The sequence below is a fragment of the Ruminococcus albus 7 = DSM 20455 genome (assembly GCF_000179635.2).
GTDB lineage: Bacteria > Bacillota > Clostridia > Oscillospirales > Ruminococcaceae > Hominimerdicola > Hominimerdicola alba.
Genome location: NC_014833.1, coordinates 1,598,643 through 1,613,873, shown reverse-complemented (window position 1 = coordinate 1,613,873; position 15,231 = coordinate 1,598,643). Strand labels below are relative to the sequence as shown.

Sequence of the window (15,231 nt, the reverse complement as noted above, 5' to 3'; positions counted from 1 at the left end):
GCATGTATATCCCGCCCACACTGCCACAACTGCACGGATAACTTGCCACACCTCGCCGCTGACTGCCCACGGGCAATGCCCGTCAAAATATGGATATACTTGATATGGCACGTCAATGACGTGACTACATATCACTGCTGACCACTTTGGTGCGTGAGCTATGTTGAACGATCTGGTAGCTGATACGATACGCAGCGTAACACCGCCGAAATTATATTTAATATTATGATACACCTTTTTTCAAAAAAGACAATAAACCTGTGGTTGGTTTTATTTCGTTGTATCAGCCTTATTATCGCCTTCTGTCCGACGTCTTCACAGTACGCATCCAGCTTCTCTTTGACATCTCGGCGGATGAAGTAGTTGATATTAACTCCGTCTTTCTTCTGTCTCGGCATACCATCACCTGCTTTCTACAAAATCACGCAACAAACCATTGTAGTTAACAGGCACACGCTTTACTATCACCTGCTGTTCTTCGGGAACCATGCTTCGGATTTGTTTCTGAAGCTGTCCCGTGGTAAGTGAATATCGTGAATTGTTTACTAACACCTTGCCGTCAAACCGTTCTGCAATCGGTGTGTTATAGTGAATGAGCTGGTCTCCGACGATTCGTAGAGTCTTTGTGGCTGAGATGCCTTCTGTGGCTCCGTCCAGCAATGCTTGTATCAATTCTTTGAAGGTCGTTGTATTCCTCATGCCATTACCTCACACAAACATCTGCTGAAGCAGACCTTTCTTTACCAACTTGATGGCTTGCAGCTTATCCTTTTCAATCTGTATCTGCCTGTTTATCAGGTCCATGAACTGACCGATTTTTCTCTGTTCTGGAATAGACGGGTAAGGAATCTCTAAGAGCCAGAAGTCATCCATATTGATGGAACGTCCATCACGGATACCTTCGGTAATCCCTGTCAGCTTTTCCACAATAAAGCTTGAAGACCTGAAATAATACCGATAGAACTCTGGAACCAGTTCAACCTTGTTTCTCAAAATCGTGTATGCAGGGCTGACAATGCCTTCCCTTGTAGCAATCTCCAGTCCCCATTCGAACGGACGAAGATGCATAATAAAGTCGTTTTCCTTAACGAGTTTATACGTCGGGATAGAAGCCTTGTTATAACTGATATTTCGGTCTGACTCATCTCTCGGAATGGTCCCCTGTCCCTGAATAATACTGGTAAGCCTGAGTATCTCTTTGTAGTCCACCATATGATAGACCTCCTTGATATGTAGTCACGTCATTGACGTGCCATATCAAGTATATCATATTTTGCCGTGCAGTGCCCGTGGGCAGTCTGCGGCAAGCGTGGGCAAAATGTCCGTGCAGCTGTGGTAGTCGGAGCGGTATATACACCGCAAAAGCCGCTTGACAGTGAGTATGAGTGTGGTAGGCTGGTGGCCAGGCAGCAGCCCTCGTGGCTGCCTGCCTGTGCTGCCGGACTACCGCACTCATAGAGGCTTGCTGTCAAGTGGACTGTGGAATAAATGCGAACGAACCTAGTTCGAGAATGGCGTTTATCACAAGTGGCTCTTTACTCCGTGAAAGTGGCTCTCAAAGTCCGTGCAGATGGCTCTGACGAAACGGCATACACAAGCTGGATCCATATGAATTTCTCCTAATTCTGCACCATAACCGGTTGTATACATTTTCGTATAATAGACTTCTATTTGAACATCATCTAACCCATCGTACAAGTCACTATTTTTATCCTTACCTCGTTCATATAAAACCTGACCTTTACAGCTCGAAGTGCTCAAACAAATTAGCATTTGTGGATCATTTAAACTTGGTTCAAGAGGTGGGACATAAGGTATGACTGGAAAATACATGACAGCTCCTGCCCAAACCGGATAGTCATAACCACTTACAAGGCAACTAGTGCAATCAAATGCGAATACTCTGTTTATGCTGCGAAAATGGTCAAAGAACGCTTCTGCGGTGCTTTTAGTATAACCATCTTCATCAGGAACACAATCGCTAGAGCATATCATCATTTCTAAATTATCGAATTGTCTACAGTCATCGATGTCTTCGATTCGATGAAAATTTACACCGTCTCTGGTGTTTTTAGAAGTAAGAGCCACATTGTTACCAAGAAGAAAATAACCAGGGTTTCCATGTGATATTAAAATAACATCAGTTACATTGTAGTAATAGTCGTAGGAACCATCATCGCTGCCACCTATACGATTCCACTGTAGAATAAATGTATCATATCCATTAAAATAGCGAATTCTGCATTTTTTACCTTTTGATTCATAGTATTCCTTAAACCAGCCTGACTCCCACATGCACGTATTATCAACCAATGATAATATTTCAATCAGATCTTCATTCTCTTCTTCAGGTGTACCATCCTCATCATCTGTATAGTCATCATCATCGCTATTCCTATTAAATGGATGTGAACGGAATGACGAGGTATAGGTATTCATTATTTTATCGCCGACTGAACCGCTTACAAGAATGCCAATATTTGAAGCCAAATTAAAATAATGACCGTAATTAGCCGGTTTATAGTCTCCGGTAGTATTGTCAAATGTGCCAAGATCATATTCAGATAATTCAAGATAATCGGGGATACCGTCGCCGTCTGTATCTTTATCTGATTTGTTGTTTAGTTTCAGATCCTCTAAAGGAGTGTAACCTATCGTCAAAACGTTCGGCACTGTCTGAAGCGATAAGTTCAAGGTCAGGTATGACCGACAGAACAAGCATCAGGCTGTGGATCTTTGTATCTATATTTGACGCAGAAAGCACGGAGATATTAGTCGGTTCGACTGCAAACATAACGATCTCAGCTTTATCAGTTTTTACTCCGTATCGAGTAAAGCGTTCAAGGCCGATAAGTGCCTGAACGCCGTTTTTTCTCTTTTTTGACAATCAGTTCTCACTCCTTTTCTGCCAGCGGAACTCCTGCTGTGAAACACAGAAAAACCGAAAGGCATTTAAGATATAATCCATGACCGATGTTTCGTCAGCCCGAAGGCTTAGAAAAGCATAGCACAGAGTTGCGGCTGCAGGCAGGATATTCCAGAAGTTTGCAAATACCATGACCGATACTATTACTCCGCCGCTTATGATGATAAAATCCCGAACATTCCAGAACCATAGCTTTACGTTGGCTCTGAGGTTTTCGGGATAGATATACGTTTTTATACTACCACTCCTTACCGAAATATATTATCTTGTACCTCTCATAAGTCCCATGACTTTACCGCCCATATTGACGCTCTGACTTACGTTTGTAACATTGACTTTAACGCTAGTATCAAGTCCGTACATCTGAGCTACCCTCGGAACTTCATTCGCTGATAAACACAGACCTACTGCAATAAGAGCGTGTTCTGTATAGGTAAGCAGACCAATATATAAGATCGTGGTCTGTAAAAATGCAGTAAGACAGGTAGCAATGACCTGCCTGCACCAGTTGTAGAAACCATCGGTATACCCTCTGGGCACTCCGAACATATACAGACTTCCGACTGCGATTTGACAAAGCAGTATACCGCCGCGCTTGATGTTTGCCAAAACTACCTTGACCGTGCAGTAGCCAAACAGTATTATGAACAGCAGATTCAGAAGAGATACTTCCATAGCTATTTCTATTACTACTGCTTGTGCCGTATCACTAATGGTAGAGATGGTGTCACTGACAAAATTGCCCATAAGGTCCAGGGCGAAAGAACCTTGCAAGCTTGTGCAGGTAGCATACAGTTTCGGCGGTACCACTGTGACAAGTGATGCTGCCATAAAGCCTTTAAAGATGTTTATAGCCGTATTCTTGATGTTGGCGGAACCGTTCTCGTAGGCTACAGCACAATCAAATACTGCTACTATAAATCCACAGATAAACAGCATCCAGCCCATCGCATTAAATAATGCAATAAAGGTTTTTACCCATGAAAGAGTAAATATGTCATTAGTTGTGCTGTTTATAAATTTGAAAAGACCGGCTATAGCTCCGTATATCGTTTCAAACAGCCACTTGAACATCATATCCCAGACTGTCACCGTTATAGCATCTGCTGCCGCTCCTACCGTGCTGTCCCAAAGTGAAGATATCCCTTCACCGATCCAATCTATCACATCACCTATCCATTCAAACATCGGGCTTCACCTCCAGCACATACAGATTTGAAGATCTGCCGCCGCTTGTCCTGTGCCTGCCTTTTCTCTTTATAAATCCTTCTTTTTCAAGGTCATTAAGAGCTCGAAACACAGTCCTTCGGCTAATATTCAGATCTTTGGCTATGGTTCGTGATGACGGGAAACATTCGCCTTTTTTATTTGACCTGTCACAAAGATAACAAAAAACAGTTATCGCACGATGAGGAAGGTCTGTATCATAAATCCTTCTTGCTACTATCAAATTATGGATCCCCCCTTATTCAGTCCTTACATTTGCTTTAGTCTTTGATGCGAAATCTGTATCCATTGGTATAAATCCATTATCTGCAGGTTCTGACCGCATCGGTGTTTTCTGCGGATATTTTTGCTCAACTGCAGATATAAGTCTGTCTCTTTCGGCATAGTCCACACGTCTGGCACCTCTGTCCTCAAGCAGGAACGGCTCGCCAAACCTGATGCCCCACTTGAAATATAGTTTAAGTTTGCTTTTCATCGGGTGTGTACCCGTTTTCATTACGATGAACTGTCCCTTGGGCATACTTTTCAGCTCATCGACCGTCATAAGCGGTCTGCCCATCATTTGTATTGACTGCGATCGCTCTTTGCCCAGCGATACTGATCCGCTTTGAACAGTCTGCTCACCAAGAGCCTTGGACAGCACTTCCGCAGACTGAGAGTTTGGTGCAAATCCGCCGAACACTGTCAGCTGAGTGTTGTCGGTTATGATCTCCATACCCTCTTTTCCATATTTCTGTTCAAGCTGTGCAAATGACTGTATGATCGCTACGATAGAGATCTTTCTTGATCGTCCTGCAGAGAACATTGCTTCTGCGCCCTCTATTTTCGGAAATGTTCCAAATTCATCACAGTAAAACATGACTCGGTCCGTAAGCGTACCGCCGTTCTCATCGGCTATGGTGAGTATCTCACGATAAAGCTGCTGTATAAGCAATGACACCATGAAATACTTGCTTTGATCTTCCTCCGGAAGTATGATGAATATTGCCGATTTTTCACGGCAGAAGACCTCTGCATCTATAGCTGTTCCAAAACAGAGTATCTGCTCCATCTCAGAGTCGAGAAAGCTGTTGAGCCTTGATAAAGCCGTACTCATAACAGACATCATAGACTGATCTGCACTGTTCAGCGCTGCTCCCGCAAGCCACTTGGCTTTGTGTTCAGAGGGAAGTTTTTCCATAAGTGTTGTAAAATACATCTTAGGCTTGTACTTGGCTGTTTTGGCAGGCGGTTTGGAGATAAGATCCTGTATAAGCTTGAACACGGATACTATATGCCGTTCATTCTTTTCTCCGAATTCAGCAAGCAGAAGTATTACCGAACCCAGCAGTCCTTCGGCGGCATCGTAGAAGAAAGCATTCTGTCCGTAGTTTGCACTGTCACCGCCGCCGATATTGATTATAGTCTTGGCTGTTATCTTAGCGTATTTTTCTGCTTTCGCCTTTGCTGACAAGTTGGTGCGGTCGTTCAGATAGATGTCCATATATTTGTTTACAAGGTGCAGGATATTGTTTTCATCACTTCTGGTCGGATTTCTCAGGTCGATTACAGACACATTGTAGCCATAGCAGTCACGTGCTATCCTGCCGTAGTTTCGGGCAACATCGCCTTTTGTATCGGTCGATAAAAAACTCATACCTGAGGCGCAGGCAAACTCAATATTCGGATACAGAAAATACGCGGTTTTACCTACACCTGCCGCGCCTATCATCAGGGTGTGTACATCTCCTGTATCTACAAGTGCAGTCGTATGCTTTCCACCCCTGCAGGCGACGACTGTTCCCTGAACAGACGGCAAGTTTTTGCCTTGTCTCCAGTCTTCGGGAGCAAATGGCGAAGAAGAAAAAGTTCGTCTGATCTCAGGCTTGGTCGCCCATCTGGCTGTTCCATGCTGTCCGTCACCTACTGTTTTGCTTTTTATCCTGTTGATGTTCTTGTTATCCAGAACATTAATTACAACATAAAATATGATAAATGCAGCCGCCATCAGCCCTATCGTTATCATCTGATGTTCATTCAATCTATCACTCCCATATCATTCTTCTTTTCGCTATAATATAAATAATTATATTTATAACTTCTTCTTATGAAATGATGACGCAGGACATATGACGCATCATCCAAATCCTGCCTGCGGTGATAATTCTATATCCTCATCCTCACATTTAGTCTGCTCCTTTACAGGTTTATCGCAGGCTTCTTCAACTGCAGTACGCACTGCAAAGTCAGCAAGCTCATAAAGCATTTTTGCCGTAGCTATGGACTGTTCTTCTGTCCTTGCAGTTTTACGCAGATCACGCATGACTTCATTGTATTTGCTTGTCATATCCCGCTTTTTTGAAACATACTTGCCTTTATCTTTGTAAGCCCGATATGATTTTATCAGTCTTTTCTGCAAATTCTGAAATCCCTGTGGTTCATCTTTGACACGCATAAAAAAAGCCGAGCCTGCAAGCGCATACTCGGCAAGGTATTTGGTTTGACCGTTCCTAAACGAGATCTTCAGCTGTTCGGACAGCTTATCCGGACGACAGCGTAGGTATTTCAACTGTTCGACATATCCATAGTATAAAGCTTTACGTCTATGATTTTCACCAGGAAGGGCTTGCTGTCCATTTTTGGCTTTCAGGTCTTCATTCCAGTCTTTATAGTCAGGAAATAGCCTTGTAATATTCAAAAAGCCGCTTTCATTCAGAATATCCCGAATACGCTCTGCACCATCAATGCCGCCCTCATCATTATCGGTACACAGTACGATATGCTCAATGTTTTCGTGCGATCCCAGAGCATGAAGCACAGCGCTCTCATACACACCATTCATAGCGATATAGCTGTGTTTCTGCCAGTCTTCCGGGTGAAGCGTGATATATGACAGCATATCTATCGGGGCTTCAAAAACGTATAGTCTGCCTGATGTACCATAGTGAGCAAAGCTGTATTTTGTGTCAGATCCCTCTACGGTCATCTTGAACGGATCACCGTAAGTGGAAGTTCCTCGTTTTGAAGCTTGTTTTGGAACACCGGCTTCATCGATCCCTACGAACACTGCATTGTGATGTTTATCATCTTCATAGATAGTTCCTGCTTTTGCAAAGTGAGTGATAACATCGGCTCTTATAAACCTCTGTTTTATAAGATAGGCGTAAACTCGGTGCATAGTGTTGTTCTTCGACGGCAGAATAAATGCTTTCTTTTCTTTCTTCGGAACGTATTCATTTTTGTTGTGTACTATGGGCGATACAGTCACACCGATCAATTCCTGAACAGCCTGTACAAAATCCATGCCGTAGAACTCCTGCATGAACTTTATTGCACCGCCTCCGATCTGCCGCTTATGATCATACCACTTTGAACCGTTTATCATGATGCTGTCATGTTTACCAGAACCGTCTGTATATATAAGCTTTGAAGACCTGCCTGCACGTTCAAGATGTTCACCTCTCATAGCAAGAAATCTTTCAAGATCTACTGTGTTGGCAAGCACTTTCTGCTCGTCTGTAAATGGGATATATGGCATAGCATCACCTCACATTTCCTGAACAAACGGCTCTGTATCGTGTGACAGCCTGTCCGCAACTTCGGCTCTTTTTGCATCATTGAATCGGTCAAGAGAACCCACAAGATATCCTGTTATCCTGCGGATTCGTTCAAACGGAAGAGCACGTGTATAGCAGGTCAGGTCCACATATTCACCATCCGATTCGATTACAAGTTCTTCGATTTTGTCTTCGGGGTGTTTGTTACGCACATATTTCTTGTATTCCTCTATTTCTTCTTCAGACAGAGGTATCCCTATAACTTTTACTTTCATACGTCCTCCTAGAATGAAATTTTCTCTCTGAATGATGTCATAAGTCTCGAAAAAGCCTGTCTGTCCATCATATCCGTTGACACAAACTGACCTGATACTACCATCAGCTTGTTATCCACAAGTGCTGCACAAGTTTCGGCATATCCGAACTGCATTGTCATTCCGTCAGATCTCTGCATTGAGCCGTACTGTTGGTATTTTGCTTTAGATACTACAGTGTTTATCATTCGGTAATTGGTATTGAAGTCATCATCTGTGACTCCCCGCATAGAGCTCTTTGTCAGGCTGTAGTAATAATCACCGACCGAATCCATCATATATCCGAGATCACAGTCAAGATCACTTGAAGTTATATCTATGCAAGTCATATCTATGATACCGCTGCCGCTTTCACTGCTCAGAGAAATTCTTTCCGATCCATTGTTGGTCAGTTCGTTATGCTCAAAACTGAATGCTTTCAGGGTCTCCTTAGCTATATCCGATCTGTCGATAAAAGTGATAGATGAATTGAAAAACTCTGTCATGAATACGTTGTTTTCAAGTTCTTTCTTTTCTTTTTCGGATATTTCCGGTTTTGTCGTAACTGCAGGTTCACTGATATCTATCGGTGCAGTCGTGGCTTCTGCTGTCGTTGTAGCTGTTGAAGTCATTTCCGCTCTCTGCGGCGGTGCCAGCGTTCCGCAGGCAGACAGAGACAATACCAAAACAGCGGCTATGACTACTGAAAAATGTTTCTTCACTTTTATTTCCTCCTTTGAAAATAATAAAGGAGCACCGATTTTCGATGCTCCAAAATATGATTCGATGTTATGCTGTTATATTATTGTCCAGATATACAGCGGAGCAGTCAATGAGAACAGAAGTCCTCCGAAGATTATTGCTATAGGAGTCCATTCAAGCTGTCCATGCTTGCGGTAATCCAGATATGCTGCACCGATCTTAACAAACAGCAAAACTGCCAGTATGACGTCGATAGCAGGAAAAACAACATTATCTACCACCGCCTGTATCTGTATTTTTGCTGTTGTCCATGTCGATGTTACTGCATCGGATACACTTGCGCTTGCGGGTACTGCAAACAAATACGCTGCTGTCAGCGCTGTACAAATAAATGCGAGTATCTTTCTTCTTTTCATTTGATCATCCTTTCATCAGACCACTAACGCGCTCCAGTCAATATTCCTGTATGCACCCGAACTTATGAGCCACCATGTTCCGCCCATAATAAAAGCGACCGCTATTACGACCGCTAAGACTATAATCACCTTTTTCATTCATCGTCCTCCTTCTTATTCTTTTTCTTTGTGATCACCATGATAAGAACACATACAGCCATTGCAGCAAGCGACTTGTTGATCAGAGAATTTCCATATATACTTCCCGTATGAGGATTATGGCTTGACGGGATCTTTGGACTTGACTTCTTTTTATCATACATGACTACTTCCGTCACAGAACCATCCTCGTTAACGGTAAACTGAACATCATTAGCCACTTCATAGCCATCAGGTGCAGTTATCTCACGAAGAGTGTAGATCTTGCCTGCGACAAGTTTTCCCTCTATAAAATGTCCTTCATTTGTGGATACCCATTCCTCGACAGTGTTTCCATTCTCATCCATTATAATAAGTGTCGCACCGGGCAGTTCTTCATTGGTTGTTATGTCACGCTTTGAGATGCGTACCTTTGTGGTATCATCTTTCATTGTGACCTTATCCATCTTTCCATCATCAGATACTGTGAAAGTAATGTCTTCAGCGGTCACGTAACCGTCTGGACTTATTTCTTCATGAAGGATATACTCTTCTCCTGCGATCAGCATGCCCTCAATGACATGAGATATATTTGAAGATATCCATTCATCAATGATGTTCCCGTCCTTGTCAATGACCTGAAGTTTAGCTCCTTCGAGTTCTCTTTCACCTGTGATATCTGTCTTTGTGAACTCAACCTTTGTTGAGTTATCTGTCATGATAATGGCAGGGATACCGTTTTCATCACTCGCTAAAGCAGATATATCCTCAACAGTGACCTTGTTATATTCGTCTATGGTGAAGGCTATATCCGCGGCTATAACAAAGCCGACAGGAGCTGCTGTTTCATGAAGAACGTAGCTGCCAGCAGGAATGCCGCTGACGATATGCTCGGTGCCGTCGGATATCCATTCATCGAAAACTATTCCTTCGCTGTCAAGGATCTGCATTGCAGCACCCGAGAGTTCGTTTCCGTAAATATCCTTCTTGGAAACATGAAGCTCTGTTTCCTTGTTTACAGCAGTGATGAATACCTCATCGCCATCTTCGTCAATGAGAACACCGTGTCTTTCATTGCTCAAAACATATCCGTCGGGAGATGCGATTTCCGCAAGGATATATGATCCGTATGGGATCCCTGTGATGCTGAAATGTCCGTTTTCATCTGAACGTGCTGTTTCTATTGCGTTATCTCTGTCAAAGAACTCACAGTCTGCGCTGAAAAGACCAAACAGAGCATCTGCAAGAGGCTCGTCAAGCTCATTGACCTTTATGCCTTGTACAGAACCTCTCTTAAGGTCATTTACAAATTCACCTGCATCTATATCTACTGTATAGTTGTCCTGACCTGCGTATTCAAAGGTCACGATATGCTTTTCACCGCTGATAATATACTTTTCATCAGTTGATATCTCCTGAACATAGTATCTGCCAAAGGGGAGTTTAACATCAAATCGGGCTGTCATATCCTCACCTACAGAAACAACTGATATGAGACCGTCCTTGGGAATAGCCGCACCGCTTCTTGATACTATCTCTTCGTCTGCAAACAGACCGAACTCAACTCTTGAAGCATCTTCGTTACCGCCAACATTATATATGCTGTCATGTTCCATGAATTTTGTAAGATGGATATTTACCCCCTGATAACCATTTATAAAGGATGTGTCGGCAGTGCTGCATACATCTACATACTGACCCGCATAGGTCAGCTCTGCTGTCTTGGTCTCATTGTTCTTTACATATCCGTAAGGAGCCTTTGTCTCAGTTATATTGTATTTTCCGAGATATAGCAGATTGGACTGAGCAAAACCGTTCTCATCGGTGGTCATCTTACCCACAAGATCACCCGCCTTTGCGTGGACTGTGCCGTCAGGTGTTATTATATCTTCAGCAGCAGTTATCTCAAACTCAGCACCCTCAAGGTAACCTGTATCGAAGCAAGGAGTATAGGTAGTATATCCTTCCTCGTATACAGCACCGTCCTCATCTTGCGACAGTACAGTGCCTAGAGAAGTCACTCCGCTGAATATATCGCCCTGCTTGTGTACGCTTATCCTGCCTTTCTGGGGTGCATCGGATTTATCTACTATAACAACAGTGACTGCATTTTCCTTGGAACTGTTTGCTCTGTTTACACTGAATTCAACAGGAGTGCTGTCAAGAACATAACCCTCGGGAGCCTTCACCTCAACAAGCTTATAGCTGCCGTATCCAAGCATTTCGGGAGTGATAAGATAGCCTTCATCATTGGTGTAATATACGGAAGTACTTCCAAGCACTATCTTCTCATCTGCACTGTTGTATATCTCGAATCCTGCCCCTGCAAGAGCGATATTATTGCCTGATTCAGCATCACGCTTTACGATCTTTACATAGCTTTCAAAGGGCTTGTTATTTAGAGTGTATTCATAGGACTGATCATTCTTGCTTATATTTATCTCAATGTCAGCAGTCATCTCCGCATCGTTGACAGTTTTTGTCTGACGAAGGATATACACGCCGTAGGGCAGTTTTTTGCTCTTAGCCTGACCGCTTAAGTCTGTAACAAGATGGTCACGCTCGGTATCGCTGGCATTATCATAACTGCCTGCGCTCTTGAGGTAAACATCGAATTCAGCGCCTGCTTCAAGGTTCTCTATTCCATTATCGTCCTTGTCGCTGTGCTTGAGAAGTGAAAAGTCACCTTTGATGGGGGATTCGAATACTTTCATTTCGACTGTATTATGCTCTGAAGTGTAGTTCTTTTCCTCTGCACCGACATTGTACTCGGTCGTATCAAGAGTATATCCCATTGAGGGCTTGATCTCCTTGATCGTATAATTGCCGCATGGGTACTCCTTTGTTTTAAAGTGACCGTTTTTATCGGTAGTATACTGATCTACCAGCTCGCCGTTCTTATAGATTCCGTAAACAGCACCCTGAAGCGTTGCATCTCCCTGAGGATGTTCGGTCTCTCTGTCAACCTTGGTCACCTCTGCCGTAAACTTTTTCAGCTTGTTCTCAAACACTTTGGTCGTTGTCTTATCGGCAGTGAGTGTAGCAGTCTGGTTCGCAGGAGTAACATATCTGACAGGTACATCTTTCTCACTTATTGTATAGGTGATCTTATTGTTGTTCTTATCATACACAGGGATATCTGTCAGTTCGGCAATACCGTTTGAAGCGGTCTTTATGGTATAGGTCTGACCATTGCCTGTTATAACGAATGTTCTGTCACCGTTCTGGTTATCCTCTGACTGCTTGTTTATGCGTATACTGCCTTTCTTTGTTTCATTTTTGAATTTAGTTACTACTGTAAAATCTGCATCGCCGTCTGTAAGTGTAACGTTCTGGGCTTTCGGTGTCTCATATCTTGTTTCAACGTTTATCTCGGAAACATTATACGATATGGGCTTGCCGTTAGCCAGATCATAGATCTTGAGATTAGCAAACTTGGCGACACCGCTGTCATCTGTCCTAGCAGTTTTACTCTTGGTTTTGCCGTTTTCGCTCCATGTTACCTTGAATTCACGACCGCCGATGATGCCATCCTCAGCTGTCTTGTTTATAATGATCTTGCCGTATTTGAAATCCTCGGTAACTACATTTTTACCGGGTTTAATTGTATATACGGTATTATCCAGTGCATAGCCGGCAGGGGCTTTTAATTCCTTGGCATAGTATGTTCCGTTAGGAAGTTTTACGGCACCGTTTCCCTTTGCACCGATCGTCAGCTCTGCCACTTTATTCTTACAGGTCTTATCCGAATAGATTCCGTAAACTGCAGAACTTCCGTCTACCGATGATCTGCCTACAAGAGTGCCGTCTGTTGCATACTTGTCTATTTCAAAGCTGACATCACGTGAAGTTATTCTGAAACCGAACATATTCAGTGCGGAAGTAGATTTACCGTCGGTCTTGTTGTTTATAACAACACCTTCACTGCCGCTTGCCTCGATCCTCCAGTGTCTGCCGCCATCGCCTTTTCCGTCACCAACAGTATTTTTGTTTATGAGAGACTCCCTTACACCGATGTTCTTAAGATAATTTACGACTTCATTTCTGTTGTCAAACTCACCCATATATATCCATGAATGATCTTCTCCATAATTATTTTTTGCGATGACCACAGAACCCGGAGTTATCGTTGAACCGTCTGCACATTCCCAATAAGGACGCTTACTTGTAGCGATGTTTTCCTTTTCGACATCTATCTTTGATGTCACCCCGCCGTATGTGACTGTACAGTTATCGTTAAGCGTGAGCCAGTGCATAGTATCTACAGGAACAGGATTGTTCCATGAAAATCCGGAAGTGGAATAGCCTAAATGTGTGAGTGTATAATAGATAAGACCTGAGCAGTCTATACCCTGTTCTCTTATCCACTCTTCTGAAAGAGGTGAATAAGATCCTTTATAATATACACCCGAATAGCCTTTAAATCCGTAGCCATAGCGTGTTCCAAGAAGAGTAGCCGCCTGAGCAACCACCGTGTCAACTGACGGGAAAGAAGGTTCTTTTATGCTTTCAGCTTTCGCTGTGAAAGAATCAGAGAACGAACTCCCGAGCATAGAAAAAGCGCAGAGTCCTGACAAGAACCCTGCGCCGATACGCTTTAATATTTTATTTTTGATCATAGTTTTTCCTTTCTAATCGTGATCGTCTTCGCTTAGTGTTATCCCAAGCGATTCTTCATATTCATCCAGAATACTTGTGTATCCGAGGTCGCCGCATAAGAATCCCGAAGCCTGAGTATCCAGCACATACCATGTACCGTCTATATTTACTGTATTTGCACAGTGATTGTACCAGTCACTGATCAGTGCGTATCCGCATTCCAGTCCTATGCCCTGACAAAGTGCATAGGTTACACTGGACATATATACACAGTTTCTTTCACCGTAAAAACTGTTCTGCATATGATCATATACAGCCTGTGCTTTGCTGTAGTCGGAGCCATCGTTAGGGAGACCCTGACCTATACTTACATAATAGCTTTTATCATTGGCATCTCCGAAGTTATGCAGCCATCTTTCGATTGCGGAACGTTCATCTATAACAGGTTCTTCGGGGATAGCTTCGGTGATCTGCTCGGTGACAGTTTTCGTTACTGTGGTTGTTGTTAATGTGGTGGTAGTTGTAGTTTTAAGCGCAGGAGTGGTTTGAACAGTTGTAGTAGCTGAGGATCTGTTCTCCGTGTCCTTTGATCCTGTTTCGTTCTGAGTTTGATTCTGCGATGAGATCTGTCTTGAAGTCTGAGACTGAGTTTTTACTGTTTTATCGGTCTGCTTATTTGAAGTGCTGTTACTCTTTGCACTATTGGCAGTAGTCTTTTTTGCTGATAATATATCGGATACTGTTGTGCTTACTTCTTTTATAGTCGTATCGGTAGTTTCAGCAGGAACAGTTTCTATTTCAGAATCGGAAGATGTTGTAACGTGTGAAGTCATTGTCACTTGGCTTACCGCCTTGGTTTCTGCATCAGCATTTTCCGTTCCTGTGCTGCCGCACCCTGTCAGCAGGACAGCGAATATAGTTATGAGCATTGCTTTTTTCATGCTATCAGCTCCTCTCTTCTAGCACTACGATACTACATACGCTTCCTTTTGTCAAGGCTTTTTTGTAAAGTTCTACCTTTTCGACTGATTTCCCAGCTTGTTTTTTACAAAGGCATCTTCGGATCGTGATCATAAATGCTTTGTTCTGCTGTTTCTTCATCAGGAGTATCCTGCACTTCTATGTCTGATTCCTGAGACTGTGCAAGTGCAGAGTTATACGCTCTAATTACAGCTGTATTCAGCGCTTCTCTTGCTCCTTTTGTTATAGGGTGAAATATGTCCGGATACTTCTTTTCTCCATTCTGATTGGAATAGGAGGTCGAGGGCATTGATATGAACAATCCCTTTTCACCCTCGCATACCTTTATGCCGTGAACCGCGAAATAACCGTCAAAACTTGCTGATGCAAAGGCTTTGATGCTCGAATCCGGCTTGTCTATGATCCTGTTTATATTGGCATTTATCTTCATATTA

The 15,231-nt window shown here is 43.1% G+C and carries 16 protein-coding genes; all 16 read right to left on the bottom strand.

Annotation, left to right across the window (positions count from 1 at the left end; translation table 11 throughout):
• Window positions 1–402: 402 nt before the first annotated feature.
• Window positions 403–699 carry a hypothetical protein gene (locus tag RUMAL_RS07170; RefSeq protein ID WP_013498092.1) on the bottom strand — a complete coding sequence of 99 codons (297 nt, stop codon included), beginning with the start codon at window positions 697–699 and terminating at the stop codon, window positions 403–405.
• Between the two features lie 9 nt (window positions 700–708).
• Window positions 709–1,212, bottom strand: coding sequence for a restriction endonuclease subunit S (locus RUMAL_RS07165; RefSeq protein ID WP_013498091.1), 504 nt, complete (start codon window positions 1,210–1,212; stop codon window positions 709–711).
• 309 nt (window positions 1,213–1,521) lie between these two features.
• Complete coding sequence (locus RUMAL_RS07160) at window positions 1,522–2,661, bottom strand: hypothetical protein (protein ID WP_013498090.1); 1,140 nt, start codon at window positions 2,659–2,661, stop codon at window positions 1,522–1,524.
• Window positions 2,606–2,887 (bottom strand): hypothetical protein, encoded by a 282-nt coding sequence (locus RUMAL_RS07155; RefSeq protein WP_013498089.1) that lies wholly within the window; start codon window positions 2,885–2,887, stop codon window positions 2,606–2,608. Before RUMAL_RS07155 ends, RUMAL_RS07160 begins: the two co-directional genes overlap by 56 nt.
• On the bottom strand, window positions 2,888–3,058 hold the full coding sequence (locus RUMAL_RS22405; RefSeq protein ID WP_242837728.1) for a hypothetical protein: 171 nt from the start codon (window positions 3,056–3,058) through the stop codon (window positions 2,888–2,890). It lies immediately after the preceding gene.
• A gap of 129 nt (window positions 3,059–3,187) precedes the next feature.
• Entirely contained in the window at window positions 3,188–4,114 is a 927-nt protein-coding gene (locus RUMAL_RS07145) for a conjugal transfer protein TrbL family protein (RefSeq protein WP_013498087.1), read from the bottom strand.
• Window positions 4,107–4,376 (bottom strand): helix-turn-helix domain-containing protein, encoded by a 270-nt coding sequence (locus tag RUMAL_RS07140; RefSeq protein WP_013498086.1) that lies wholly within the window; start codon window positions 4,374–4,376, stop codon window positions 4,107–4,109. The genes RUMAL_RS07145 and RUMAL_RS07140 overlap by 8 nt, the downstream gene beginning before the upstream one ends.
• A 15-nt stretch (window positions 4,377–4,391) precedes the next feature.
• Window positions 4,392–6,140, bottom strand: a complete 1,749-nt coding sequence (locus RUMAL_RS07135) for a VirD4-like conjugal transfer protein, CD1115 family (RefSeq protein WP_242837729.1) — start codon at window positions 6,138–6,140, stop codon at window positions 4,392–4,394.
• A gap of 129 nt (window positions 6,141–6,269) precedes the next feature.
• Complete coding sequence (locus tag RUMAL_RS07130; RefSeq protein WP_013498084.1) at window positions 6,270–7,670, bottom strand: DUF3991 and toprim domain-containing protein; 1,401 nt, start codon at window positions 7,668–7,670, stop codon at window positions 6,270–6,272.
• Between the two features lie 9 nt (window positions 7,671–7,679).
• Window positions 7,680–7,964 (bottom strand): anaerobic ribonucleoside-triphosphate reductase, encoded by a 285-nt coding sequence (gene nrdD, locus RUMAL_RS07125; protein WP_013498083.1) that lies wholly within the window; start codon window positions 7,962–7,964, stop codon window positions 7,680–7,682.
• Window positions 7,965–7,972: 8 nt separating this feature from the next.
• A complete protein-coding gene (locus RUMAL_RS07120) occupies window positions 7,973–8,704 on the bottom strand; it encodes a hypothetical protein (RefSeq protein ID WP_013498082.1) in 732 nt (243 codons plus the stop codon).
• Between the two features lie 75 nt (window positions 8,705–8,779).
• Complete coding sequence (locus RUMAL_RS07115; RefSeq protein WP_013498081.1) at window positions 8,780–9,100, bottom strand: DUF3852 domain-containing protein; 321 nt, start codon at window positions 9,098–9,100, stop codon at window positions 8,780–8,782.
• A gap of 15 nt (window positions 9,101–9,115) precedes the next feature.
• Window positions 9,116–9,238: a hypothetical protein gene (locus RUMAL_RS22400; protein WP_013498080.1), complete on the bottom strand. Its 123-nt coding sequence runs from the start codon at window positions 9,236–9,238 to the stop codon at window positions 9,116–9,118.
• Window positions 9,235–13,836: a SpaA isopeptide-forming pilin-related protein gene (locus tag RUMAL_RS20660; protein WP_013498079.1), complete on the bottom strand. Its 4,602-nt coding sequence runs from the start codon at window positions 13,834–13,836 to the stop codon at window positions 9,235–9,237. Before RUMAL_RS20660 ends, RUMAL_RS22400 begins: the two co-directional genes overlap by 4 nt.
• Before the next feature lie 12 nt (window positions 13,837–13,848).
• Window positions 13,849–14,757 (bottom strand): transglutaminase, encoded by a 909-nt coding sequence (locus tag RUMAL_RS07105; RefSeq protein ID WP_013498078.1) that lies wholly within the window; start codon window positions 14,755–14,757, stop codon window positions 13,849–13,851.
• A gap of 104 nt (window positions 14,758–14,861) precedes the next feature.
• Entirely contained in the window at window positions 14,862–15,227 is a 366-nt protein-coding gene (locus RUMAL_RS07100; protein ID WP_013498077.1) for a SpoVG family protein, read from the bottom strand.
• Window positions 15,228–15,231: the final 4 nt, after the last annotated feature.